We start from the raw sequence: 25,675 nt of genomic DNA, 5'->3' as shown, positions 1-25,675 counted from the left end.
CGGGCGCGTACCACTGCGGGCTCGGTGCGCTGCGTCGGCCTATTCCGGGCTCGTCCGCTGTGCCGGCACCGCGGGAAGGGTGAACCAGACCGCCTTGCCGGACGCGGTGGGGCGATGTCCGCAGGACGAGCTCAGGGTGCGGATCAGCAGCAGGCCGCGCCCGTGCTCCTGCCACGGGTCCGGCTCCTTCGCCGGGACGGGCAGGGTCAGGTCGCCGGGCGGTGCCGGGTCCCCGTCGTGCACCTCGACCTGGCAGCCCGACGCCAGTAGCTCCACGACCAGCTCGATGGGGCCGCTGCCCGCCGTGTGCTCGACGGCGTTCGCCACCAGCTCCGCCGTGAGCAGCTCCGCCGTGTCGCTGTCGGCGACGGGTGACTCGATCTCCGCCAGGGCTGTGCGCACCAGGGCACGCGCGACCGGCACCGCTGCCGCTGTATGCGGCAGCGCGATGCGCCAGGAGGTGGGGGCAGGCGGTGTGGGCACGGCGGGTCCGTTCAGGGTGCAGGTGTCCTGACAGGGGGTGACAGGGGCTGACAGCGGATGGGCTGTCCTGCTTTCAACCATACGAATGGTAAGGCGTCGCCGGAAAGGGCCGTTCGACACCCTTCTCCGTGATGTCCGGCACCCGCCTCCCTGTGTGCTTCCTACATAGGCCGAACGCCCGCGGCAGGGGCTCGCGTATCGCGTACTCGTGACGGAAGTCACGAAGCGGTGATAACTTCGTGGAGCGACGTGCCCGAGGCAGGCGCGCCGTACCGTCCGCCGCCCCCGCCCGAGGAGGCCGCACCGCCATGAGTCCCTTCACCGGCTCCGCGCCCCGCACCGACGACTGGCGGCATCTGAGGTACGCCGTCGACGACGGTGTCGCCACCGTCACCCTGGCCCGCCCCGACAAGCTCAACGCGCTCACCTTCGGCGCCTATGCCGACCTGCGCGACCTGCTCGCCGAGCTGTCCCGGGAGCGTTCCGTACGCGCCCTCGTCCTGGCCGGCGAGGGCCGCGGATTCTGCTCCGGCGGTGACGTGGACGAGATCATCGGCGCCACCCTCGCCATGGACACCGCCCAGCTCCTCGACTTCAACCGGATGACCGGCCAGGTCGTACGCGCCGTGCGTGAGTGCCCCTTCCCCGTGATCGCCGCCGTGCACGGGGTCGCGGCGGGGGCGGGGGCCGTCCTCGCGCTCGCCGCCGACTTCCGCGTCGCCGACCCGAGCGCCCGCTTCGCGTTCCTCTTCACCCGCGTCGGCCTGTCCGGCGGCGACATGGGCGCCGCGTATCTGCTGCCCCGCGTCGTCGGCCTCGGCCACGCGACGCGGCTGCTCATGCTGGGCGAGCCGGTACGCGCCCCCGAGGCCGAGCGCATCGGCCTGATCAGCGAGCTGACCGACGAGGGCCGGGCCGACGAGGCCGCGCAGGCCCTGGCCCGCCGCCTCGCCGAGGGCCCCGCCCTCGCGTACGCCCAGACCAAGGCGCTGCTCACCGCCGAACTCGACATGCCGCTGGCCGCCGCGGTCGAAATGGACGCCGCGACCCAGGCCCTCCTCATGAACGGCGAGGACTACGCCGAGTTCCACGCGGCCTTCACGGAGAAACGCGCACCCAAGTGGCGGGGGCGGTGACCGTGCGACCTCTGCGCGTGGCCGTCATCGGCGGCGGACCCGGCGGCCTGTACGCCGCCGCCCTCCTCAAGCGGCTCGACCCGCGCCGCGACATCACCGTCTGGGAGCGCAACGCCCCCGACGACACCTTCGGCTTCGGCGTAGTCCTCTCCGACGAGACGCTCGGCGGCATCGAGCACGCCGACCCCGTCGTCCACGCCGCGCTCCAGGCCGAGTTCGTGCGCTGGGACGACATCGACGTCGTGCACCGCGGCACCCGCCACACCTCGGGCGGTCACGGCTTCGCCGCGCTCGGCCGCCGCAGGCTTCTCGAAATCCTCCACGAGCGCTGCCGGGAGCTCGGCGTGCACCTCCGCTTCCGCGCCGAGGCGCCGCCGGCGGCGGACCTCGCCCGCGACCACGACCTGGTCGTCGCCGCCGACGGAGTGCACAGCGCGACCCGCGAGGCCCACGCCGACGTGTTCCGGCCGCGCGTCGAGGAACACCGCTGCCGCTACATCTGGCTCGCCGCCGACTTCGCCTTCGACGCGTTCCGCTTCGAGACGGCCGAGACCGAGCACGGCGTCATGCAGCTGCACGGATACCCCTATGCCCGCCCGTCTCCCGACCACCGCCCCTCAACGGGGCCCTCCGGGCCGCACCTTCCTGTCGGCAACAGCACCGTCATCGTCGAGATGCGCGAAGAGGTCTGGCGGGCGGCCGGGTTCGACGAGCTCGACGTGCGCGAGTCCGTCGAGCGCTGCGCCAAGATCTTCACCGAGGCCCTCGGCGGCCGCGCCCTCAGGTCGAACAACTCGGCCTGGACCGCCTTCCGTACGGTCGTGAACGAGAAGTGGTCGCACGAGAACGTCGTCCTCGTCGGCGACAGTGCGCACACCGCGCACTTCTCCATCGGCTCCGGCACCAAGCTCGCCGTCGAGGACGCCCTCGCACTCGCCGCCTGCCTCCAGGAGCAGCCCACCACGGCGGAGGCCCTGGCCGCGTACGAAGCGGAGCGGCGGCCCGTCGTCGCCTCCACGCAGCGCGCCGCCCGCGCCAGCCTGGAGTGGTTCGAGAACCTCGGCCTCTACCTCGACCAGCCCTCACGCCAGTTCGCGTTCAACCTCCTCACCCGCAGCCGCCGCGTCACGCACGACAACCTGCGCCTGCGCGACCCCCGTTTCACCGAGGCCGTCGAGCACGACTTCGGCTGCCCGCCCGGCACACCTCCCATGTTCACGCCGCTACGCCTGCGCGAGCTGACCCTGCGCAACCGCGTCGTCGTCTCGCCCATGGACATGTACTCGGCCAAGGACGGCGTCCCCGGCGACTTCCACCTCGTCCACCTCGGCGCGCGGGCCCTCGGCGGCCCCGGGCTCGTCATGACCGAGATGGTGTGCGTCAGCTCCGAGGGCCGCATCACCCCGGGCTGCACCGGTCTCTACACGCCGGAACAGGCCGCGGCCTGGCGTCGCATCACCGAGTTCGCGCACACCCAGGCGCCCGGCACGGCGATCGGCGTCCAGCTCGGACACAGCGGCCGCAAGGGCTCCACGAAGCTGATGTGGGAGGGCATCGACGAACCGCTCCCCGACGGGAACTGGCCGCTGGTCGCCGCGTCCCCGCTCCCGTACAAGCCGGGCAGTCAGACCCCCCACGAGCTGACGCGAGACCAACTCACGGATATTCGCGGGCAGTTCACGTCAGCGGCCCAGCGCGCCACCGAGGCCGGCTTCGACCTCCTCGAACTGCACTGCGCCCACGGCTATCTGCTGTCCGGCTTCCTCTCGCCGCTGACCAACCACCGCACGGACGCGTACGGCGGCTCGCTCACGAACCGGCTGCGCTTCCCGCTCGAAGTCTTCGACGCCGTACGTGAAGTGTGGCCCGGTGACCGGCCCATGACCGTCCGGATCTCCGCCACCGACTGGGCGGACGGCGGCACGGGCGCGGCCGACGCCGTGGAGATCGCCCGTGCCTTCGCCGCGCACGGCGCCGATGCGATCGACGTGTCGACCGGACAGGTCGTCGCCGACGAGACACCCGCGTACGGGCGCTCCTACCAGGTGCCGTTCGCGGACCGGATCCGCAACGAGACCGGCATCCCGGTGATCTCGGTCGGCGCGATCTCCTCCTGGGACGACGTCAACTCGCTGATCCTGGCCGGGCGCACCGACCTGTGCGCGTTGGCCCGCCCCCACCTCTACGACCCGCACTGGACGCTGCACGCGGCGGCCGAGCAGGGCTACACCGGTCCGGGTGTCGCGTGGCCGAAGCAGTACGCGGCGGGCAGCCGGCCGCCGCAGACCGGCCGTCTTGACGCCCCCAAGCCCCGGCTCAGACTGGGCGATTGAGAGTGCTGAACGCCGCGCCCGCGAACGCCGCCCCCGCGTCCCGCAGCCGCTCGTGCAGGGCCCGGAACACGCTCGCCGACCTGATGCCCGGCCACCGGTCCGGCAGCAGTCCGGCGGGCAGCCCCGGGTCGGCGTACGGCAGATGGCGCCAGGAGTCGAGGGCGAGGAGATAGTCCCGGTAGGCCTCCTCGGACGGGGCGTCGCCGGGGGAGCGGTCCTGCCAGGCGGCGAGGACCGGCGCGTGCTCGGCGAGGAACGCCTCGTGCAGCGCGGCGAGTCGGTCCAGGTCCCACCAGCGCGCGACCGCGTCCGCCGTCGCCGCGAACCCCAGGTGCTCGCCGCGGAACAGATCGACGTACGGGGAGAGCCCGAGGCGTTCCAGGGTGTGCCGGGTCTCCTCGTGCAGGCCCGCCGGGGCGATCCACACGCCGGGCGCCGCCGATCCGAAGCCGAGCCCGGCGAGCCGTGAGCGCAGGACGTGGCGCTTGGCGCGCTCGGCCTCCGGCACGGAGAACACCGCGAGCACCCAGCCGTCCGCCCCGCCGGCCGGCGCCCCGTAGATGCGCCGGTCGCCGTCGTCCAGGAGCTGGCGCGCGGCGGGCGACAGCGCGTACCCGGCGGCGCCCGACCCCGTGCGCTCCGGCAGGAGCAGCCCACGCCGCTTGAGGCGGGACACGCAGGACCGCACGGCGGGCGCGTCGACGCCGACCGCGCCGAGCAGACGGATCAGCTCGGCGACCGGCACGGGGCCGGGAAAGCCGCGCCCGTAGGCGCCGTAGAGGGTGACGATCAGGGACCGGGGAGTGTGCAGCTCGGACACGTGATCACTCTAGATCGCCGGCGGAGCGCAGCCGGAACCGCTGCAGCTTCCCGGTCGCCGTGCGCGGCAGGGAGTCCAGGAACACGATCTCGCGCGGGCACTTGTACGGCACCAGCTCGGCCGTCACGAACGCCCGGAGCGCGCCCGGGTCCTGGCGGGCACCCTCGCGCAGCACGACGTAGGCGACCGCGATCTGCCCGCGCTGGTCGTCGGGGCGGCCGACCACCGCGGTCTCCGCGACGTCCGGATGCCGCAGCAGCGCGTCCTCGACCTCGGGGCCCGCGATGTTGTAGCCCGCCGAAATGATCATGTCGTCGGCGCGGGCGACGTACCGGAAGTAGCCGTCGCTCTCGCGGACATACGTGTCCCCGGTGATGTTCCAGCCGCCGCGGACGTACGTCGTCTGCCGCTCGTCGGCGAGATAGCGGCAGCCCACCGGGCCGCGCACGGCGAGCAACCCCGCTTCCCCGTCCGGCAGTTCGGCCCCCGTCTCGTCGACCACGCGGGCCTGCCAGCCGGGCACGGGCACGCCCGTCGTGCCGGGGCGGATCGCGTCGTCGGCGGCGGAGATGAAGATGTGCAGGAGCTCCGTGGCCCCTATGCCGTTGATGATGCGGATGCCCGTCGCCTCGTGCCAGGCCCGCCAGGTCGCGGCCGGCAGGTTCTCGCCCGCGGAGACGCACCGCCGCAGCGATGAGAGGGCGTGCCCGCCGGTGCCGCGGATCCCGTCGAGGAGCGCGCGGTACGCGGTCGGCGCGGTGAACAGGACGGACACGCCGTGCTCGGCGATCGCGGGCAGCAACTGCCTCGGACCCGCCTGTTCGAGGAGCAGGGACGAGGCGCCGGCCCGCAGCGGGAAGATGACGAGCCCGCCGAGCCCGAACGTGAAACCGAGCGGCGGGCTCCCCGCGAACACGTCGTCCGGCGTCGGCCGCAGTACGTGGCGCGCGAAGGTGTCGGCTATGGCGAGCACGTCCCGGTGGAAGTGCATGCAGCCCTTGGGGCGTCCGGTCGTGCCCGAGGTGAACGCGATCAGGGCGACGTCGTCGGCGGCGGTCGCCACGGCCTCGTACGTCTCGGGCAGTCCGGTGCCGCGGTGCAGGAGGTCGTCGGACCCCTCGCCGCCGAACGGCGTGATGCGCAGCCCGGGGACCTCGGCCTTCACGAGGTCGTCCAGCGTCCTCGCGTCGCACAGCGCGTGCGAGACCTGCGCGATGGAGCAGATCGTCGCCAGCTCCTGCGCCCGAGCCTGCGCGAGCACGGTGACGGCGACCGCGCCCGCCTTCATCACGGCCAGCCAGCAGGCCGCGAGCCAGGGCGTGGTGGGACCGCGCAGGAGTACCCGGTTCCCCGGCCGCACGCCCAGTTCGCCGCTGAGCAGATGCGCGATCCGGTCGACGCGGCGGCGCAGCTCCCCGTACGTCCACACCTCACCGTCGCCCGTGCGGAAGGCGGGACGCTCCGCGCCGAACCGCTCGATGGTGCGGTCGAGCAGCTCGGCCCCGCAGTTGAGCCGCTGTGGATAGTGCAGCTCGGGGAGGTCGAAGACCAGGTCGGGCCAGAGTTCGGGCGGCGGGAGATGGTCGCGCGCGAAGGTGTCGACGTGGGCCGACGAGTGCCGCGGCGGAGCGTCTGTCATGGCCGTGCGCCCCCTTGTCATGGTGGGCTCGCGCAAACATGTATCGGTGGGCTCGCGGAACGAGCGTATCGTGATGGTGACGACAGTCAACGGTCCGCGATACCGTGACGGAGCCGGCCCGAGCCGCCGGCGAACCGGGAGGCGCCGCCAGATGACCGGAAAGTCCGCAGCTCCGTCATTCTCGCTCGACCCAGTACAGACCGCCTGGTGTGCGGAGCTGTGCGCGCTCGCCGCCGAGCGGCTCGCACCCCTCGCCGAGAAGGGCGAGCCCGGCAAGGTGAACCGGCCGCTCGTCGCCGAGCTCGGCCGGCTCGGCCTCCTGGAGCGGCTGTTCCGCTCCGGTGCCCTCGACCTGTGCCTCATGCGCGAGTCCCTCGCCCGCGTCTGCACGGAGGCCGAGACCGCGCTAGCCCTCCAGGGGCTCGGCGCGCACCCCGTGCACGCGTACGGCACCGACGCGCAGCGCGCACGCTGGCTGCCGCGCGTCAGCGACGGCACGGCCGTCGCGGCCTTCGCGCTGAGCGAGCCGGGCGCGGGCTCCGACGCGGCGGCCCTCGCCCTGCGGGCCGAGCCGGACGGCACCGGAGGCTGGTGCCTCAACGGCGAGAAGACCTGGATCTCGAACGCCCCCGAGGCCGACTTCTACACCGTCTTCGCCCGTACGGCCCAGGACGCCGGCGCCCGAGGCGTCACCGCGTTCCTGGTCCCCGCCGACCGCCCCGGCCTCTCCGGCACCCCGCTGGACATGCTCTCCCCGCACCCCATCGGCTCCCTGGACTTCGACGCGGTCCCGGTCACCGCCGACGACGTGCTCGGCGAACCCGACCGCGGATTCCGCGTCGCCATGACCACCCTGAACCTCTTCCGCCCGAGCGTCGGCGCCTTCGCCGTCGGGATGGCGCAGGCCGCGCTCGACGCGGCGCTCGACCACACCGCCCAGCGTGACGCCTTCGGCGGCAAGCTCAAGGACCTTCAGACGGTCGCCCACCAGGTGGCCGATCTCGCCCTGCGCACGGAGGCGGCCCGGCTCATGGTCTACGCGGCGGCCTCGGCGTACGACGCGGGCGCCCCCGACGTGCCGCAGCGCGCCGCGATGGCGAAGCTCCTGGCCACCGAGACCGCCCAGCACGTCGTCGACACGGCCGTCCAGCTGCATGGCGCCCGTGCCCTGCAGCGCGGCCACCTCCTCGAACACCTCTACCGCGAGGTGCGGGCCCCCCGCATCTACGAAGGGGCGAGTGAGGTCCAACGCGCCATCATCGCCAAGGAGTTGTACGCGTGAGCAGCATCGAGCGGATCAACCCGCCTGAACTCTCTCCGCCCACCGGCTTCTCGCACGCCGTCACCGCCACCGGCGGCCGCCTCGTCTTCCTCGCCGGCCAGACCGCCCTGGACGCGGACGGCAAGGTCACCGGCGACACGCTCCCGGAGCAGTTCGAGCGGGCCCTGACCAACCTCCTCACCGCCCTGCGCCACGCGGGAGGCACCCCTGATGCCCTCGCCCGCGTCACCGTCTACGCCACCGACATCGCCGACTACCGGCTCCACGCCCGCGAACTCGGCCGTATCTGGCGCGAGTTGGCGGGCCGCGACTACCCCGCGATGGCGGTGATCGGCACGACCCGCCTGTGGGACGAGCAGGCCCTGGTGGAACTGGACGGCGTGGCGGTCGTGGCGGACTAGGGGGTGTCCGGCGGATCAGGGCCGGGGTCGCGGCGTCTGGCACGGCACCTCGCCGCGTTGCCGAAACGCCCGAGCAGCTCCGCTATCAGGGCGCTCCGACGCCGTGCGATGCACCGCGACCTACCCGCCCCTGATCCGCCGGACACCCCCTGGGGCTTCTCGGTCCCGGCCGGCTACTGCTGCGGCAGGATCACCGCGCGCCCGCGCACGGTCCCGTCGTGCAGCCGCTGGTACGCGGTGGGCGCGTGGTCGATCCCGTACGTCTCCACGTGCACGGAGAGGACCCCGGCCCGCGCCAGGTCGAGCACCTCCATCAGTTCGCCGCGGCTGCCCCAGTACGGCGCGGTCACCGACACCTCGTACGGTGTGGTGCCGAACCCGACCGGGAGGCTGCCGCCGCCGAGACCGACGATCGTGACATCGCCCTCGACCGCCGCGCAGCCGCCCGCCGTCGCCACCGTGGGCGCCGCCCCGACGAAGTCGAAGACCGCCTCGGCGCCCTTGCCGCCGGTCAACTCCCGCACCTCTTCGATGGATTGGGAGTCCGACAGGAGCGCCTCATGGGCACCCACCTCACGGGCGAGCGCCAGTTTCTCCTCGTTCACGTCGAGTGCGATCACCCAGGCCGGGGACAGTGCGCGCAGGAGCTGGATCGCGACGTGCCCGAGACCGCCCGCGCCGATCACGACGGCCGTCGACCCCGGCACCAGCTTGGGCAGCGACCGCTTGATCGCGTGGTACGGGGTCAGGCCGGCGTCGGTCAGCGGCACCGCCTGCACCGGGTCGAGGCCGCCGAGCGGCACGAGATGGCGAGGGCTGTCCACGACCATGTACTCGGCCATGGCGCCGGGCGCGCCGAGGCCGGGCGGGAAGACGCCGAGTTCCCTGGCGCGCAGGCAGTAATTCTCCTTGCCCTCCGCGCACTTGGCGCAGGTGCCGCAGCCCCACGGCCCGTAGACGGCGACGGCGTCGCCGACCTCGACGGCCGTCACCCCGTCACCCACCTCGGCGACGGTGCCGACGCCCTCGTGGCCGAGCGTGAGCGGCAGCGGGAAGTCGAGCTGCTCGGCGGGCAGGCTCATCACGGCGAAGTCGGAGTGGCAGACACCGGCCGCCGTCATCCGCAGCAGCACCTGGCCGGGACCGGGGGCGGGCACGGGGACCTGCACGACTTCGGGGGCGGCACCCACAGCGCGGTACTGGACGGCCTTCATCAGCTCGGTCATCGTGCGTTCCTCCCGGGAGCGGGGGCCCGGTGGCCGCCCTCCTGGGAATCCATGTCACGGGGCGGCGGCCGTCACACCCGCAGACCTCTCAGTGGTCCATGTGCGCCGCGATGTCCTCCGCGCATGCGCGCAGGGCCGCGACGTGCGCGCGCAGTTCGCCGGCGCCGGTCAGGGCGACGGCCGCGCCGAGCGAGACGGCCAGGCGCGGTGGGTCACCGTGCGCCGAGGGCACGGCGACGGCGATGGACCGGACGCCGACCTCGTTCTCCTCGTCGACCTCGGCCCAGCCGCGCTCGCGCACCGCGTCGAGCTCGTCGCGGACCGCCGCCGGGTCGGTCACTGTCCGGCCGGTCACCGCGGCCAGCCCGGACGCGAGCAGCTCGTCGCGCTCACGCTCGGGCAGGCCCGCGACGAGGACCTTGCCGAGCGAGGTCGCGTGCCAGGCGTTACGGGTGCCCTCCGCGCTGCGCAGCTGGAGGTGCTGCGTGCCCTGCGCGGTCAGGACGAGCAGCACCTCCGCGTCGTGGAGGACGCCCGCGATGGCGGGCAGCCCCGTGCGGTCGGCGAGCCTGCGCATCGGCGCCGCCGCCGCGGAGTAACCGGCCGGTGAGCGCTGGAAACCCCGCGACAGTTCGAGCACCCGGACCCCCAGTGCGTAGCGCCGGGTGTCCTCGTCGTACGCCACGAACCGTTCCGCGGCGAGCCGGCCGAGGAGCCGGTGGGCGCTGCTGACCGGGAGCGCCGCGGCGCGGGCCGCGGCGCTCACCCCCAGGCCCGCGGGGTGGTCGGCGAGCACGGTGAGGAGTCGCAGGCCCCGGCCGAGCATGTCGTCGCCGGACGTCGTGGTCACGCTGCTTCTCTCCCGTGTGCTGCGCCCGTACGCGGGGACCGGTCCCCGGCGCACTCAGGTGGTGGTGGCAGCGGTGGGCTGCCGGTTCACCGTACCCGGGCGGGGGCCGGAGGGACGGGGCTCGTGCACCGCCAGCATCAGCGCGGCCGAGACCAGCGCGCCCGCCGCCATGAACGCGAAGGCTCCCGCGTCCCCGAGCGACGTGCCGCGCACCCAGCCCACGAGATACGTCCCGGCGAACGAGCCGAGCGCGCCGAACGAGTTGACCAGCGCCACCGCCGCACCCGACACACCGGCCGGGGCGAGCGTGGAGACGAGCGCGAAGTACGGGCCGTAGGGCGCGTACAGGCACAGCCCGGCCACCACGAGCAGCGCGAGCGCGACGGGGAAGTGGGACCCGGCCGCGTACGAGCCGAACAGGGCGAGGCCGCCGGCGGCGAGCCAGGGCCACACGGCCGCCTTGCGGCGCCCGCTGTGGTCGGACAGGCGCGAGTTGAGCAGCATGGCGAGGACCGCGAAGGCGTACGGCACCGCGGTCAGCAGACCGGTGGTGCCGATGCCCTCGCCGGAGCCCTTCTTCACGATCGACGGCAGCCAGAAGATGAAGCCGTACATGCCGAACGACCAGAAGAAGTACTGCACCGCCATCAGCAGCACGGGACGCGAGCGCAGGACCTTGCCGTACTCCTCGCGCACGTTCCCGGAGACGGCCGGCACGGCGGCGCGGTCCTCGCGCAGGGCTGCCAGCTCGCCCGGCGCGACCCACTTGGCGTCCTCGGGACGGTCCTTGATGAGCCGCAGGCAGAACAGGCCCCAGATGACCGAGGGCACGCCCTCGACGACGAACATCACGCGCCAGTCCGTCACCGACACCAGCCAGCCCGACAGGGCCGAGAGCCACATCACGGTGACCGGATTGCCCAGGATGAGCAGCGTGTTGGCGCGGCCGCGCTCGCCGTGCGTGAACCAGCGGCTGAGCAGCATCACCATCGACGGCAGCACCGCGCCCTCGACGACACCGAGCGCGAACCGCACGGCGATCAGCTGACCCGGGCTGCTGAGCAGACCCTGCACGACGGCGAGGAGCCCCCACAGCACGGTCGACCAGGCGACGAGGCGGCGGGCGCTGCGCTGCTCCGCGTAGATCGTGCCGGGGATCTGGAAGACGAAGTAGCCGAGGAAGAACGACGCGGCGATCAGCGAGTCGAGGCCCGCGGACAGATGCAGCTCGTCGGCCATGCCGCCGGCCGACGCGATCGCGTAGTTGGACTTGTCGAGATAGGCGAGCGAGTACGTGATGAACGCGACCGGTATCAGGTGCCGGGCGCGGGTCGAGCTCCAGAAGCCGCCGGTGGACGGCCGGGAGGGCGACGGCGCTGTCATCCCTTGACCCCCTGTTTTCCGTGAGATGGAAAGTGTTTCACTGGGCGGGAAGACGTTACGAGGGTGTGGCGGCCGGGTCAATGGGTCGCCCACATGCCGCGACGGCAAGCAGCAGAAGGAGAAACCCGCGATGACCGAAACCGACGTGCTCGTCCCCTGGCCGCAGCTCGACCGGCGCCACGGCCCCTGGCCCGACGGCGTCCGCGTCCACGTGTGGGACGGCGTGACGCCCGCGTCCGAACTCCCGCAAGAGACCCTGGACGCCGTGGAGTTCTGGGTCATGCCGTACGCGGTCCCCGACGCGGACCGGCTGCTGCCCCGGCTCCCGCGCCTGCGCGCCGTCCAGTCCCTCAGCGCCGGAGTCGAGAAGCTCCAGCCCCTGCTGCCCGAAGGCGTCACCCTGCACAACGGCCGCGGCCTGCACGACGCCTCCACCGCGGAGCACGCCCTCGGTCTGATCCTCGCGGCCCAGCGCGAACTGCCGCGCTGGGCCGCAGACCAGGTGGCGGGCCGCTGGGACCCGCACTTCACACGCTCACTCGCGGACAGCCGCGTCGCGATCGTCGGCTACGGCTCGATCGGCTCGGCTCTGGAGGTCCGGCTGCTGGCCTGCGAGGCGGAGGTCGTCCGCGTCGCCCGGCGCGCCCGCCCCGACGAGCGGGTCCACGCCATCGCCGACCTGCCCGGACTGCTCCCCGGCCTCGACATCGTGGTCCTCGTCCTGCCCGAGAACCCGGCCACGGTCGGCCTGTTCGGCCCGAAGGAAATGGCCGCACTGCCGGACGGCGCCCTCGTCGTCAACGTCGGCCGCGGCCGCACCCTCGACACCGAGGCCCTGCTCGCCGAGACCGCGACGGGCCGGCTGCGCGCCGCCCTCGACGTCACCGACCCCGAGCCCCTCCCCGCGGACCACGCCCTGCGCCAGGCCCCCGGAGTCCTCATCACCCCGCACGTGGCCGGCGGTTCGGCGGCCTTCCGCCCGCGCGCCGAGCGCCTGATCGCGGAGCAGGTACGCCGATGGGCCGCGGGAGAGGAACTGCTCAACCTCTTCCCGCGGCCCTGAAGTTCAACAAATGCGTCAGATGTCCCGGAACGTTTCGATCTGTGCACCCACGGAGTTGAGCCGCTCGGCCAGGTCCTCGTAGCCGCGGTTGATCACGTAGACGTTGCGCAGCACGGACGTGCCCTCGGCGGCCATCATCGCGAGGAGCACGACGACGGCGGGGCGCAGCGCGGGCGGGCACATCATCTCGGCGGCGCGCCAGCGGGTCGGGCCCTCGACGAGGACGCGGTGCGGGTCGAGCAGCTGGAGGCGCCCGCCGAGCCGGTTCAGGTCGGTGAGATAGATCGCGCGGTTGTCGTAGACCCAGTCGTGGATGAGGGTCTGGCCCTGGGCCGCCGCCGCGATGGCCGCGAAGAACGGCACGTTGTCGATGTTGAGGCCGGGGAACGGCATCGGGTGGATCTTGTCGATCGGCGCCTCCAGTTTGGAGGGCCGGACGGTGAGGTCCACCAGGCGCGTGCGGCCGTTGTCCGCGAAGTACTCGGCCGTGCGGTCGTGGTCGAGGCCCATCTCCTCCAGGACCGCGAGCTCGATCTCCAGGAACTCGATCGGCACCCGCTTCACGGTCAGTTCGGACTCGGTGACCACCGCGGCGGCCAGCAGGCTCATCGCCTCGACCGGGTCCTCGGACGGCGAGTAGTCGACGTCTACGTCGATCTGCGGCACGCCGTGCACGGTGAGGGTGGTCGTCCCGATGCCCTCGACCCGTACGCCCAGGGCCTCCAGGAAGAAGCAGAGGTCCTGGACCATGTAGTTCGAGGACGCGTTGCGGATGACGGTGGCGCCGTCGTGGCGGGCGGCCGCGAGCAGCGCGTTCTCGGTCACGGTGTCGCCGCGCTCGGTCAGCACGATCGGCCGTCCGGGGGAGACCCCCGCCTCGACCTGCGCGTGGTAGAGCCCTTCGGTCGCCGTGATGTCCAGGCCGAACCGGCGCAGCGCGATCATGTGCGGCTCGATGGTGCGGGTGCCGAGGTCGCAGCCGCCCGCGTACGGGAGCTTGAAGTGGTCGAGGCGGTGCAGGAGCGGGCCGAGGAACATGATGATCGAACGCGTGCGGCGGGCGGCGGTCGCGTCTATGGCGTCCATGTCGAGGGCGGCCGGCGGCACGATCTCCAGGTCCACGCCGCCGTTTATCCACCGGGTGCGGACGCCGATGGAGTTCAGGACCTCCAGGAGGCGGTAGACCTCCTCGATGCGGGCGACGCGGCGCAGGACCGTACGGCCCCTGTTCAGGAGCGAGGCGCACAGCAGCGCCACGCAGGCGTTCTTGCTCGTCTTCACGTCGATCGACCCGGACAGGCGACGGCCGCCGACCACGCGCAGGTGCATCGGACCCGCGTAACCAAGAGAGACGATTTCGCTGTCGAGCGCTTCGCCTATGCGGGCGATCATCTCAAGGCTGATGTTCTGATTGCCGCGCTCGATGCGGTTGACGGCGCTCTGGCTGGTACCGAGCGCCTCGGCCAGCTGTGACTGTGTCCAGCCCCGATGCTGGCGGGCGTCACGGATGAGCTTGCCGATACGTACGAGGTAGTCGTCTGCCATGTCGGCAGGCTATCTCAGATATGAGATGCCGCATTCCGGGGGGTCCATTGGAGTGACGTGCCGTCAATCGGCCCTGGTGGCGCGTGGGCCCGGGTGCGGGACGATGAGGGGGACGGTCCGCCGGTGGCGCGGCGGGACGGCTCGGCGAAGGCCGGGCATGACCAGTCCGGCCTCATGCATTAGAGTTATCTCGACATCGAGATATCTACAGAGGCACACCGCAGCCGCCGCGCTTGGTAAGGGTTACCTAACTTAGCCTTACCTTAGCGGATCGGCGAACCCGTCGTGGCGGCAGGATGCGGTGGAACGCGCACATATATGAAGGAGACTGTCGTGTCGGCGAACAGCTTCGACGCCCGCAGCACGCTGCGCGTGGGCGACGAGTCGTACGAGATCTTCAAGCTGGACAAGGTCGAGGGCTCCGCGCGCCTCCCTTACAGCCTGAAGGTTCTCCTTGAGAACCTGCTCCGCACCGAGGACGGCGCGAACATCACCGCCGACCACATCCGTGCGCTCGGCACCTGGGACTCCCAGGCCCAGCCGTCCCAGGAGATCCAGTTCACGCCGGCCCGCGTGATCATGCAGGACTTCACCGGTGTGCCCTGTGTCGTGGACCTCGCCACCATGCGTGAGGCCGTGAAGGAGCTCGGCGGCGACCCGGCCAAGATCAACCCGCTGGCCCCGGCCGAGCTGGTCATCGACCACTCCGTCATCGCCGACAAGTTCGGCACCGCCGACGCCTTCGGCCAGAACGTCGAGCTGGAGTACGGCCGCAACAAGGAGCGCTACCAGTTCCTGCGCTGGGGCCAGACCGCCTTCGACGAGTTCAAGGTCGTCCCCCCGGGCACCGGCATCGTCCACCAGGTCAACATCGAGCACCTGGCCCGCACGGTCATGGTCCGCAACGGCCAGGCCTACCCCGACACCCTCGTCGGCACCGACTCGCACACCACGATGGTCAACGGCCTCGGTGTGCTCGGCTGGGGCGTCGGCGGCATCGAGGCCGAGGCCGCGATGCTGGGCCAGCCGGTCTCGATGCTCATCCCGCGCGTCGTCGGCTTCAAGCTCACCGGTGAGCTCAAGCCCGGCACCACCGCCACGGACCTCGTGCTCACGATCACCGAGATGCTGCGCAAGCACGGCGTCGTCGGCAAGTTCGTCGAGTTCTACGGTGAGGGCGTCGCCGCCACCTCCCTCGCGAACCGCGCCACCATCGGCAACATGTCGCCGGAGTTCGGCTCCACCGCCGCGATCTTCCCGATCGACGGCGAGACGCTGAAGTACCTGAAGCTGACGGGCCGTGACGAGCAGCAGGTCGCGCTCGTCGAGGCGTACGCCAAGGAGCAGGGCCTCTGGCTCGACCCGGCCGCCGAGCCCGACTTCTCCGAGAAGCTGGAGCTCGACCTCTCCACGGTCGTCCCCTCCATCGCAGGCCCGAAGCGCCCGCAGGACCGCATCGTCCTCGCGAACGCCGCGCAGCAGTTCGCGCTCGACGTGCGCAACTACGTCGAGGACGACGACGAGGCGGGCAAGGAGTCCTTCCCGGCCTCCGACTCCCCGGCCTCCACCAACGGCGTCCCGTCGCGCCCGACCACGGTCACGGCCCCCGACGGCTCGACCTACGAGATCGACCACGGCGCCGTCACCGTCGCCGCGATCACCTCCTGCACCAACACGTCGAACCCGTACGTGATGGTCGCCGCCGCGCTCGTCGCGAAGAAGGCCGTCGAGAAGGGCCTGACCCGCAAGCCGTGGGTCAAGACCACCCTCGCCCCGGGCTCGAAGGTCGTCACCGACTACTTCGACAAGGCCGGTCTGACGCCGTACCTGGACAAGGTCGGCTTCAACCTCGTCGGCTACGGCTGCACCACCTGCATCGGCAACTCGGGCCCGCTGCCCGAGGAGGTCTCGAAGGCGGTCAACGAGCACGACCTGGCGGTCACGTCGGTCCTGTCCGGCAACCGTAACTTCGAGGGCCGCATCAACCCCGACGTCAAGATGAACTACCTGGCGTCCCCGCCGCTGGTCGTCGCGTACGCCCTCGCCGGTTCGATGAAGGTCGACATCACCAAGGACGCCCTGGGCATCGACCAGGACGGCAAGCCGGTCCACCTCGCGGACATCTGGCCGACGGAGGCCGAGGTCAACGACGTCGTCGCCAACTCCATCGGCGAGGACATGTTCAACAAGTCCTACCAGGACGTCTTCGCGGGTGACGCCCAGTGGCAGGCCCTGTCGATCCCGACCGGCAACACCTTCGAGTGGGACACCGAGTCCACCTACGTCCGTAAGCCCCCGTACTTCGAGGGCATGACGATGGAGACCACCCCGGTCTCCGACATCACGGGCGCGCGCGTCCTGGCCAAGCTGGGCGACTCGGTCACCACCGACCACATCTCCCCGGCCGGTGCGATCAAGGCCGACACCCCGGCCGGCCAGTACCTCACGGAGCACGGCGTCCAGCGCCGTGACTTCAACTCCTACGGCTCGCGCCGTGGCAACCACGAGGTCATGATCCGCGGCACGTTCGCCAACATCCGCCTGCGCAACCAGATCGCGCCGGGCACCGAGGGCGGCTACACCCGCGACTTCACGCAGGCTGACGGCCCGGTCTCGTTCATCTACGACGCCTCGCGCAACTACATCGAGCAGGGCACCCCGCTGGCCATCCTGGCCGGCAAGGAGTACGGCTCGGGCTCGTCCCGCGACTGGGCCGCCAAGGGCACCGCGCTCCTCGGCGTCAAGGCCGTCATCGCCGAGTCGTACGAGCGCATCCACCGCTCGAACCTCATCGGCATGGGCGTCCTGCCGCTCCAGTTCCCGGAGGGCGCGTCCGCCGACTCCCTCGGCCTCACCGGCGAGGAGACCTTCTCCTTCACCGGCGTCGAGGAGCTCAACAACGGCACCACGCCCCGCACGGTCAAGGTCACCACCGACACCGGCGTGGAGTTCGACGCGGTCGTCCGCATCGACACCCCCGGCGAGGCGGACTACTACCGCAACGGCGGCATCATGCAGTACGTGCTCCGCAGCCTGATCCGCAAGTGATGTTCCCCCGGGCGTGATCGCCCAGGGTCTGTGGCCGCCGCCCCTCAGGGGTCGGCGGCCACAGCCGTATGCGCGGGCCAGAGGTTTGCTGCCGATCCCGGCTTCCGGTACCCGTGGCACAGCCCCGGCGCGTCCCGAGGCGATGAGTTCTCGTGGCAGCGAGAGTCCTACCCATGTCACCCCGATACCAGGAGGAACACGTGACGCAGCTGCTGCGGGTTCAGAACTTCAACGTCTCCAGCGACGGGTTCGGTGCGGGCGAGGGGCAGAGTCTGGAGCGGCCGTTCGGGCATGCCGATCCGGGGGAGATGTTCGCGTGGTGCGGCGCCACGGCGAGCTGGCCCAACCGCACCGATCCCGGCGGCAGCCGCGGCCTGGACGACTACCTCACCCGCGATTTCCACCACAACATCGGCGCCGAGATCATGGGCCGCGGCAAGTTCGGGCCGCAGAAGGGGCCTTGGGAGGACCTGGAGTGGCAGGGCTGGTGGGGCGACGAACCGCCGTTCCACACGCCGGTGTTCGTCATGACCCACCACCCGCGTCCGTCGTTCACCCTGTCCGACACGACGTTCCACTTCGTGGACGGCGACCCGGCCACCGCCCTCGAACAGGCGAAGGAGGCGGCCGGGGGCAGGGACGTCCGGCTCGGCGGCGGTGCCGGCGTCATCCGCGAGTTCCTCGACGCGGACCTCGTCGACACCCTGCACGTGGCGGTCTCGCCGGTGAAACTCGGATCGGGGTCGCGGCTGTGGGAGTCGCCCGACGAGCTGAGCGACCGCTTCCACGTCGACGTCGTACCCAGTCCGGGAGGCACCGTGACGCACCACCTGTTCTGGCGGAAGTGACACGGGCGAGGGCCGGCGTGGCACGGGGCGGGCGGGCGTGAACTCATTACGCCCGCCCGGGACTTCACCCGCCGGGCGTCAGTTGCGGTACCGGTAGAGGATCCGGCCGCGTGTGAGGTCGTAGGGGCTGAGCTCCACGAGCACGCGGTCGAACGGGAGGATCTTGATGTAGTTCTTCCGGATCTTCCCGCTGATGTGCGCGAGCACCTTGTGCCCGCTCTCCAGCTCCACCTGGAAGGTGGCGTTGCGCAGGCACTCGACGACGGTGCCCTCGATCTCGATTCCGGGGTTTGTTTTCGGCATCAGTGAAGTACGACCTCCAGGTTGCTGCCGGCGCGCTCGGCGCCGATCGTGTCGAAGAGTCCGGAAGCGGCCCGGTTGAGTTCGCCGACCTCGGCCGACGCCGTGCGGACCCCGGACCGGTGCAGGGAGCCGAGGACTTCGGCGAGCAGCGCGCGGGCGATGCCGCGGCGCTGCCGGTCGGCCCGGACCGCGATGAGGCCGATCCGTGGCTGCCGCGGCACCGGCGCCACCCGGAGCAGCCCCACGTACGCGCCGGACTCCGCCTCCATCGCGACCGTGTACTTCGTCGGGTCCACCACGGTGGCGTCGTCCAGACGTGGCAGCACCTCGGCCGGCATCTCCTGCCATCCGACCGAGGCCCCGACCTCGTCCCGGATCGTTCGGTCGAGGGCGCGCAGGGGGTCCTTCTCCGGCGTGCCTTGGGGGAGGATCGTCACGCCCGACGGCGGCTGCGCCGAGCCGAGTCCCGTGACCTGCGGGTCGGTGGGCAGGCAGTAGACCCACTCGCGGCGCCGGACCGTGAAACCGGCGCGCTCCCACCGGGACCTCAGGTCCGCGTCGGAGTCGTCGACGATCGTGTACAGCGGCCTCGGCAGGTCCGCGAGCATGGCATCGGCCAGCTGCTCGAACGCCGCTTCCTGCCAGGTGTCGATACTGAGGAACAGCCGTCCGTCGTACCGGGGCCACGCCTCGCCCCGGCCGACCACCTGGTCGTCCTCCAGCGCGTGCCACTGCCTCTCGGCGACGCGCGTGATCACTGTTGTCTTCATAGGTCTCTGCCTTTCGGGATCGCCTTGTCCAGGCGCTCCCGGGCGACCTACGTCAGTCGACCGACCGTGGGGAGGGGAGGAGCACCCACCTGCGTACTGCGGTCATGGGTCCCACCTCCTCGGCGCTGCGTCACGGTTCGGACCAGACACTAGGTGGGCCGACGAGGCCCTGTCCACGTAATTAGACGCGCGCCCTCGAACGCGCGATGGCGCCGCTGAACTCAGCGGCGCCATCACACTTCGGACCTTCCAGGGCCTAGCCCAGCAGTTCCACCTCCGCCAGCGTCGCGGCCCCACCGGTGAAGACCAGCCGGTAGTGCTTGTACGTGCCCGGCCTGCTCACCGAGAATGCCCGCGTCTGCTTGTCCCAGGAGAAGGACTCGCCCGACCGCTGGTCCAGCGTCTGCCACGACGAGCCGTCGGCCGAGGCCTCCAGCTTCCAGCCCGCCGGCGCCTTCGCCCTGTCGTCCGACGTCAGCGTGTACTGCACGGCCTTCGCGCCGTCAGCGCCGACCGGCAGCTCCACCGACTCCGAACTCGCGCTCGTCGCCGAGGAGTTGTCGAACAGCGGACCCGAACCCGTGATGGCGTCCTTGCGCGGCGACGGCACCTTGTCGTCCTGCGTGATCGAGACCGGCGCCGCGTTCTTGCCGGTGCCCCACTTGGACGGCTTCGGGCCCATGGCGAACTCCAGGACCCCGCCCTTCGCGACGACCGAGTGCGGCAGCGACGTCGACGTCCAGTTCTTGCCGTTGACCTTCAGACCCTGCACGTAGATGTTCTTCGCGCTGTTCTTCGGGGCCTTGACGACGAGGTCCTTGCCGTTCTCCAGGTGCAGCGTCATCTTCGTGAACTGCGGGGAACCGATGGCGTATTCACCGCTGCCCATGACCAGCGGGTAGAAGCCGAGGGAGGAGAAGAGGTACCAGGCCGACTGCTCGCCGTTGTCCTCGTCGCCGTGGTAGCCCTGGCCGATCTCGCTGCCCGTGTAGAGCCGGGAGAGGACCTCGCGGACCTTCTCCTGCGTCTTGTAGGGCTGGCCCGCCGCGTCGTACATGTACGTGATGTGGTGCGCCACCTGGTTCGAGTGGCCGTACATGCCCATCCGGACGTCACGCGCCTCCGTCATCTCGTGGATGACGCCGCCGTACGAGCCCGCGACGTCGTTCGACGCCGTCTCCGGGGTGGCGAAGAACGTGTCGAGCTTCTTGCCGAGGCCGTCGCGGCCGCCGTAGAGGTTGGCGAGGCCGCGCGAGTCCTGCGGGGCGGTGAAGGCGTAGCCCCAGGCGTTGGTCTCCGTGTAGTCGTAGCCCCAGATGCGCGGGTCGAACTGCGACGACTCGACGCGCCAGTCGCCCTTCTCGCTCTTGCCCTGGAAGAAGCCCGCCTTCGGGTCGAACATGTTCACGTAGTCGCGGGCCCGGTTGAGGAAGTACTCCGACTCCTCCTTGTAGTGCTTCTCGCCGGTCTTCTTGTAGAGGGCCTGGCCCATCTGCGCGATGCCGTAGTCGTTGAGGTAACCCTCAAGGGCCCAGGACAGTCCCTCGGGGGTGTCCGTGCTCGTGTAGCCGAGGAACGGCGACGTCTGCATGCCCTTGCGGCCGACGCCGGCCGCGGGCGGTACGACGCTCGCGTTCTTCAGAGCCGCCTTGTACGCCGCCTCCGCGTCGAACTTGACGCCCTTGACGTACGCGTCGGCGAACGCCACGTCCGACGACGTGCCGGTCATCAGGTCCGCGTACCCGGGCGAGGACCAGCGCGAGATCCAGCCGCCGTCCTTGTACTGCTGCACGAACCCGTCGACGAGCTCGCCCGCCTTCTTCGGCGTCAGGAGCGAGTACGCCGGCCACGTCGTGCGGTACGTGTCCCAGAAGCCGTTGTTGACGTACGGCTTGCCGTCGACGATCTTCGCGCCGGTGTGGGTCGGGGTGTCCGGGCCCGGCATCGGCGAGAACGGCGACGCGTACTGGTACTTCGAACCGACCTTCTCGAAGCCGGAGTTGGGGTACAGGTACAGCCGGTACAGGGACGAGTAGAGCGTGGTGCGCTGGTCGGCCGTGGCGCCCTCCACCTCGACCTTGTCCAGCAGCTTGTCCCACTGGGCGCGGGCGCTGTCCCGTACGGAGGAGAACGACGAGCCGGACGGCAGCTCCTGCGCGAGGTTCGCCTTGGCCTGGTCGATGCCGATCAGGGACGTCGCGAGGCGCAGGGTGACCGCCTTGTCGGCGCCCGGCTTGAAGCGGAGGTAGCCCTTGGGGCCGGTGGAGTCGCCGCCGGTGACCGGGGTGTCGAAGACGCCGTAGACGAAGAGCCGGGTCGCGCCCGCGGAGAGCCCGGACTTCACGTCCGAGTAGCCGGTGACGATGCCCTTGTCCTTGTCGAGCGTGAGGCCCGCCTGGTCGGAGACGTTGTCGAAGATCACGCTCGCGTCGTCACCGGGGTAGGTGAAGCGCAGCATCGCCGCGTGGTCGGTCGGCGTCATCTCGGCCTTGAGGCCGTTCTCGAAGCGCACCCCGTAGTAGTAGGGGCGTGCTGTCTCGTTCTCGTGCTTGAACGGAAGTGCGCGGCCGGTGCGGGAGGTGTCCGGGGTGCCGGACACCGCCGACGGCATCATCTGGAACGTCTGCCGGTCGCCCATCCAGGGGCTGGGCTCGTGGCTGGCGCTGAACGCCTCCATCGTCGGCAGGTTGTCCGCGTTGTTGTCGCGGCTGTAGTCGTAGAGCCAGCTGAGCGAGCCGGCGTTGGTCACCGGCGTCCAGAAGTTGAAGCCGTGGGGGACCGCGGTGGCCGGGAACGTGTTGCCGCGCGAGAAGCCGCCGCTGGAGTTCGTGCCGCGGGTCGTGACCGCGTAGTCCGACAGATGCGCCTTCGGCGGCTCCTGCTTCGCGGCCTTCAGCGAGATGTCGTCGACCCAGCCGCGGAACTTCGCCGGGCCCTTGGGCGAGTCGTACGCCACCAGGATCCGGTCGACGGTCTTGCCGGCCGCGACGGAGCCGATGGAGGAGGCGACGGCGTTCCACTGGTTGACGTAGAGCCGCTTGGCCGCGCCCTGGCCCTGCGGCGTCAGCAGCCCGCCGTTGCTGTCGGTGGCCTTCAGGTCGCTCAGATAGGTGCCGTCGGTGAAGGCAAGGTCCACGGAGACGTTCGTGGCGTCGTAGTCGCGGTCGCCGTCCGCCATCGACGGGAAGATCTTGTACGAGAGCTCCGTGTCCCGGGCGACGGCCACGTCGACGTCGAAGACCTTGTTGTACGAGTACGCGCGCGAGTCGGCCTTGTGCGTGCCCGCGTAGCGCAGGGCCTTCTTGCCGGTGAAGCCCGCGCCGGCCTTCGCGGTGGGGGAGCCGCTGGGGCCCTTGTCCACGAGCGACAGCATGTCGTCGGGTGTGGGCGAGCCGGTGTCGGCGGTGGCCAGCTGGAGGTCGGCGAGCTGTGTGGCGTCGTCCGCGCCGTTGTTCTTGGTGAACTCGATCCGGAAGTGCTGGTACTCGGCCGGGTTCTGGAGGTCGTACTTCTTGGTCTGGAAGCGGTCGGCGAAGCTCTCCCCGGTGCGGGTGTCGAGCGTCGTCCACTCCTTGCCGTCGGTGGAACCCTTGAGGGTCCAGTCCTTCGGGTCGCGCTCGGCGTGGTCGTTGGCCGACGTCAGGGCGTACGTCGTGATCTTGGCCGGCGCGTCCAGGTCGTACTCGACCCAGCCCGTCGGCTCGAACGAGAGCCACTTGGTGCTCGACTCGCCGTCGAGGAGGTTCTCCTTGGTCTCACCGCCGCCCGCGTTCTCGTCGCTGGCGCGGACCTCCGTGACGTGGCTGTTGACATTGCCCGGAAATCCGCCGCTGTCACCGCCGTCGACCCCGGACGACCGCTTCGTGCCGTCCGCGGCGGTATCCACGGTGTTCAGCCAGGTGGGGGCGGGATCGCCCGTTTCGAACGAGGAGCTGAACTCGCGGTCGGCGTGCGGCCGTTGGGCGGGGGACGCGGCGGACGCTCCCTGACCGGCGGCGACGAGCGCGAGTGAGGCCGCCCCCAGGGCGGCCGTGGTACCAAGTCTGAGTCTGGATCTGCCGTGCATTCGCGAGCACCCTCCCGGCGCGAGACAACGTTGTCAATTCACAGCGCAGGGTCCAGTAGGGAGGTAAGTCGCCCGTGGTGTCAAGGGTGTTGAGGTATGTCGGGTGGTGTACCTGATGGCGGGGGATCGAGGGGGACGGCGGCCAGAGCCGAAGACCGTGGCCGCGGGCCGATTCGAGAGGTGAACGGCCGGTCGTGACGGCGGAGCGTCCGCTTCCACCCCGTCACTCGTTCAAGATCTGAACGTGTCGCGCCCCAATCCATCCGGTGCGGCCGTGTTCACCCCATTACTCCGCAGATGACCGCCTGGATGACCGTCCGCCGGGCACATCCCGCTACACCTTATGTAGACAGTGGAGTTGACAAGATCGACTCGCCCCGCGCTGCGGCTTATTTCCGGGAGGTCTCAACTCGGAAAAGACCGGCGCCCAAACCTGCATTCGATCTTGCCCCGCTCACAGGGAGTGGACTATACCTGTCGGCGTCTGGCCCGGACGGTCTCGCGACCGGGGCAGGACCCGGGGGAGGGGGAAACAGCGAAGCGTGCGAGCGCGCCGACTGCCGTACATCTCCGCCGAGCCCGGACTTTCCAGTCCCACCCAGCTCCAACTGCGTTCCCTCGGGCCACTGCATTTCCGGACGAGTTCCGCTGATGCAATTCCGGCCCGGGGTCCGGGGATTTGTCCCCAGTACGACACAGCACGTCACCGCGGTGCCGGGGAGGATCCGGTTCACCGCCTGAGTCCTGGAGAAGGCGAGGACTTGAGCATGGGACCCACCCCCGGCGTAGGCCATCGCGATCTGATCGAGCGGAGTGCGACTGTCGCTCCAACCGCGGCCCCGGCGACCGCTTTTCCCACATCGCTCAGCTGATCACCATCGGTGCCGCCGAGCGGCTCCGAGACGACGGCTGAACGACCCGATGTGCATCTCCGCCGACATCGTCGCAGGTGGAGACCCGCATCAGGACGCGCTCAAAGAGAAGTGCGGCAAGTACGGGGCCAACCAGGCCCGGCAGCCGAACACGCAGCAAACCCGTAGAGATCCAATCGATCAGTGAGGATGCAGAGATGACCATTCGTGCCGGCTCTCTTGACAGGCGGACGCTCCTGCGCGGGGCGATCGCGACTGCGGCCATGGGTTCGTTCGCGGTTGCGTGTGGCTCTCCCTCCAGCAAGGGCGACGACGGCGGCAGCGGCCCGAAGGGTGAGAAGGGGGCCAAGAACCCGTTCGGTGTCGCCGCGAACTCCAAGGTCGACGCGGCCATCTTCGACGGCGGCTACGGCACCGACTATGTCGACTACGTCAACCAGGTCGTCGGGGGTCAGGTCAAGGGCCTCAAGGTCCAGGTCAAGCCGGTCGTCGACATCGCCCCGGAGCTCCAGCCCCGGTTCGTCGGCGGCAACCCGCCGGACCTCATCGACAACTCCGGTGAGGACCAGATCGGTTTCCTCGGCATCCTCGACCAGCTCGAGGAGCTCGATGACGTCTTCGAGGCCAACACCTACGAGGGCAAGAAGATCGCCGACATCGTCTACCCCGGCGTCAAGGACCCCGGGACGTTCAAGGACAAGTTCGTCGCGCTCAACTACGTGATGACGGTCTACGGCGTCTGGTACTCGAAGACGCTGTTCGAGGCGAACAGCTGGACCCCGCCGAAGACTTGGGACGAGGCGCTCGACCTCGGCCAGAAGGCGAAGAAGAAGGGCAAGTACCTCTTCGTCCACGGCAAGGAAGCGGCGACCTACTACCGCACGCTCCTGATCGACTCGGCGATCAAGGAGGGCGGCGACGAGGTCCGGCTCGCGCTGGAGAACCTGGAGAAGGGCTGCTGGTCGCACCCGGCCATCCAGGGCGTGATCAAGGTCATGGAGACCATGGTCAAGCAGAAGATGTTCGTCCCCGGCGGCTCCGGCACCCAGTTCCAGAAGGCGCAGGCGATCTGGAGCAACGACCAGAAGGCGCTGCTCTACCCGTCCGGTGGCTGGATCGAGAACGAGATGAAGAAGGCCACCAAGGCCGACTTCCAGATGACCGGCTTTCCGTCGATGACGCTCACCGACAAGCCGAAGCTGCCCTACGAGGCGATTCGCGCGGCCGCGGGCGAGCCGTTCATCGTGCCCAAGCAGGGAAAGAACCCGGCCGGCGGCAAGGAAGTGCTGCGGGCGATGCTGTCCGAGAAGGCGGCGGCCAACTTCTCCAAGACGAAGCTGGCCCCGACGATCGTCAAGGGCACCGTGCCCGCCGACGGTTACGGGTCGTCGGCCCTCGTCGCGCAGACGAAGATGCTCGAGGCCGCCGGCACCAACATCTTCACCTACAACTTCGTCGAGGCGTACGGGATGAACACGGACCAGCTGGTGCCGTGGAACTCGTTCCTCGCCGGTGACATCGACGGCAAGGGCCTGACCTCGGCCCTTCAGAAGATCTCCGACAAGGTCAGGGAAGACGACTCCGTCGACAAGATCAAGGTCAGCTAA

General features: G+C 70.5%; 18 protein-coding genes. 8 read left to right on the top strand and 10 right to left on the bottom strand.

Annotated features, from left to right (window positions below; translation table 11 throughout):
* Positions 1 to 39: 39 nt before the first annotated feature.
* Entirely contained in the window at positions 40 to 498 is a 459-nt protein-coding gene (locus ACIPWY_RS09355) for an ATP-binding protein (RefSeq protein ID WP_401532678.1), read from the bottom strand.
* Positions 499 to 791: 293 nt separating this feature from the next.
* Between ACIPWY_RS09355 and ACIPWY_RS09350 the strand changes: the two genes are divergently transcribed.
* On the top strand, positions 792 to 1,619 hold the full coding sequence (locus ACIPWY_RS09350; protein WP_362906801.1) for an enoyl-CoA hydratase family protein: 828 nt from the start codon (positions 792 to 794) through the stop codon (positions 1,617 to 1,619).
* Entirely contained in the window at positions 1,616 to 3,952 is a 2,337-nt protein-coding gene (locus ACIPWY_RS09345) for a bifunctional salicylyl-CoA 5-hydroxylase/oxidoreductase (RefSeq protein ID WP_362906799.1), read from the top strand. The genes ACIPWY_RS09350 and ACIPWY_RS09345 overlap by 4 nt, the downstream gene beginning before the upstream one ends.
* On the opposite strand, the gene ACIPWY_RS09340 is transcribed toward ACIPWY_RS09345, so the two are convergent.
* Together ACIPWY_RS09340 and ACIPWY_RS09335 are read right to left on the bottom strand one after the other, a co-directional pair.
* A complete protein-coding gene (locus tag ACIPWY_RS09340; protein ID WP_362906797.1) occupies positions 3,936 to 4,772 on the bottom strand; it encodes a PaaX family transcriptional regulator C-terminal domain-containing protein in 837 nt (278 codons plus the stop codon). The genes ACIPWY_RS09345 and ACIPWY_RS09340 overlap by 17 nt on opposite strands.
* Positions 4,773 to 4,776: 4 nt before the next feature.
* A complete protein-coding gene (locus ACIPWY_RS09335; protein ID WP_362906795.1) occupies positions 4,777 to 6,411 on the bottom strand; it encodes an AMP-binding protein in 1,635 nt (544 codons plus the stop codon).
* Between the two features lie 151 nt (positions 6,412 to 6,562).
* Between ACIPWY_RS09335 and ACIPWY_RS09330 the strand changes: the two genes are divergently transcribed.
* Positions 6,563 to 7,693, top strand: a complete 1,131-nt coding sequence (locus tag ACIPWY_RS09330; protein ID WP_393700315.1) for an acyl-CoA dehydrogenase family protein — start codon at positions 6,563 to 6,565, stop codon at positions 7,691 to 7,693.
* The gene (locus ACIPWY_RS09325; RefSeq protein WP_362906791.1) at positions 7,690 to 8,094 is read left to right on the top strand and encodes a RidA family protein; all 405 of its coding nucleotides are present in this window, start codon (positions 7,690 to 7,692) and stop codon (positions 8,092 to 8,094) included. The genes ACIPWY_RS09330 and ACIPWY_RS09325 overlap by 4 nt, the downstream gene beginning before the upstream one ends.
* 173 nt (positions 8,095 to 8,267) lie before the next feature.
* Here the strand turns inward: ACIPWY_RS09325 and ACIPWY_RS09320 are convergent, their stop codons facing one another.
* From ACIPWY_RS09320 to ACIPWY_RS09310, 3 genes are all read right to left on the bottom strand, one after another.
* A complete protein-coding gene (locus tag ACIPWY_RS09320; RefSeq protein WP_393700462.1) occupies positions 8,268 to 9,308 on the bottom strand; it encodes an NAD(P)-dependent alcohol dehydrogenase in 1,041 nt (346 codons plus the stop codon).
* 100 nt (positions 9,309 to 9,408) lie between these two features.
* The gene (locus ACIPWY_RS09315; RefSeq protein WP_362906789.1) at positions 9,409 to 10,170 is read right to left on the bottom strand and encodes an IclR family transcriptional regulator; all 762 of its coding nucleotides are present in this window, start codon (positions 10,168 to 10,170) and stop codon (positions 9,409 to 9,411) included.
* Between the two features lie 54 nt (positions 10,171 to 10,224).
* On the bottom strand, positions 10,225 to 11,553 hold the full coding sequence (locus ACIPWY_RS09310) for an MFS transporter (protein WP_393700312.1): 1,329 nt from the start codon (positions 11,551 to 11,553) through the stop codon (positions 10,225 to 10,227).
* 130 nt (positions 11,554 to 11,683) lie between these two features.
* On the opposite strand from ACIPWY_RS09310, the gene ACIPWY_RS09305 reads away from it, so the two are divergent.
* Positions 11,684 to 12,616, top strand: a complete 933-nt coding sequence (locus ACIPWY_RS09305) for a 2-hydroxyacid dehydrogenase (RefSeq protein WP_393700310.1) — start codon at positions 11,684 to 11,686, stop codon at positions 12,614 to 12,616.
* A 15-nt stretch (positions 12,617 to 12,631) separates the two neighbouring features.
* On the opposite strand, the gene ACIPWY_RS09300 is transcribed toward ACIPWY_RS09305, so the two are convergent.
* Complete coding sequence (locus ACIPWY_RS09300) at positions 12,632 to 14,161, bottom strand: UDP-N-acetylglucosamine 1-carboxyvinyltransferase (RefSeq protein ID WP_362906784.1); 1,530 nt, start codon at positions 14,159 to 14,161, stop codon at positions 12,632 to 12,634.
* 333 nt (positions 14,162 to 14,494) lie between these two features.
* Between ACIPWY_RS09300 and acnA the strand changes: the two genes are divergently transcribed.
* Positions 14,495 to 17,209, top strand: coding sequence for an aconitate hydratase AcnA (acnA, locus tag ACIPWY_RS09295; protein ID WP_393700308.1), 2,715 nt, complete (start codon positions 14,495 to 14,497; stop codon positions 17,207 to 17,209).
* Between the two features lie 200 nt (positions 17,210 to 17,409).
* Positions 17,410 to 18,057, top strand: coding sequence for a dihydrofolate reductase family protein (locus ACIPWY_RS09290; RefSeq protein WP_393700306.1), 648 nt, complete (start codon positions 17,410 to 17,412; stop codon positions 18,055 to 18,057).
* A 78-nt stretch (positions 18,058 to 18,135) separates the two neighbouring features.
* Here ACIPWY_RS09290 and infA read toward each other — a convergent pair whose 3' ends face one another.
* The 3 genes from infA to ACIPWY_RS09275 form a co-directional block, all read right to left on the bottom strand.
* Positions 18,136 to 18,360: a translation initiation factor IF-1 gene (infA, locus tag ACIPWY_RS09285; RefSeq protein ID WP_006607078.1), complete on the bottom strand. Its 225-nt coding sequence runs from the start codon at positions 18,358 to 18,360 to the stop codon at positions 18,136 to 18,138.
* A complete protein-coding gene (locus ACIPWY_RS09280; protein ID WP_393700304.1) occupies positions 18,360 to 19,130 on the bottom strand; it encodes a GNAT family N-acetyltransferase in 771 nt (256 codons plus the stop codon). Before ACIPWY_RS09280 ends, infA begins: the two co-directional genes overlap by 1 nt.
* 256 nt (positions 19,131 to 19,386) lie before the next feature.
* Complete coding sequence (locus tag ACIPWY_RS09275) at positions 19,387 to 23,196, bottom strand: GH92 family glycosyl hydrolase (RefSeq protein WP_401532566.1); 3,810 nt, start codon at positions 23,194 to 23,196, stop codon at positions 19,387 to 19,389.
* A gap of 1,069 nt (positions 23,197 to 24,265) precedes the next feature.
* Between ACIPWY_RS09275 and ngcE the strand changes: the two genes are divergently transcribed.
* Positions 24,266 to 25,675 (top strand): N-acetylglucosamine/diacetylchitobiose ABC transporter substrate-binding protein, encoded by a 1,410-nt coding sequence (gene ngcE, locus ACIPWY_RS09270; RefSeq protein ID WP_362906776.1) that lies wholly within the window; start codon positions 24,266 to 24,268, stop codon positions 25,673 to 25,675.

It is taken from the genome of Streptomyces sp. NPDC090032, assembly GCF_044748025.1.
Classification (GTDB): Bacteria; Actinomycetota; Actinomycetes; order Streptomycetales; family Streptomycetaceae; genus Streptomyces.
The sequence above is the reverse complement of the archived record's forward strand: the minus strand, read 5'-3'. Positions and strand labels throughout refer to the sequence as shown.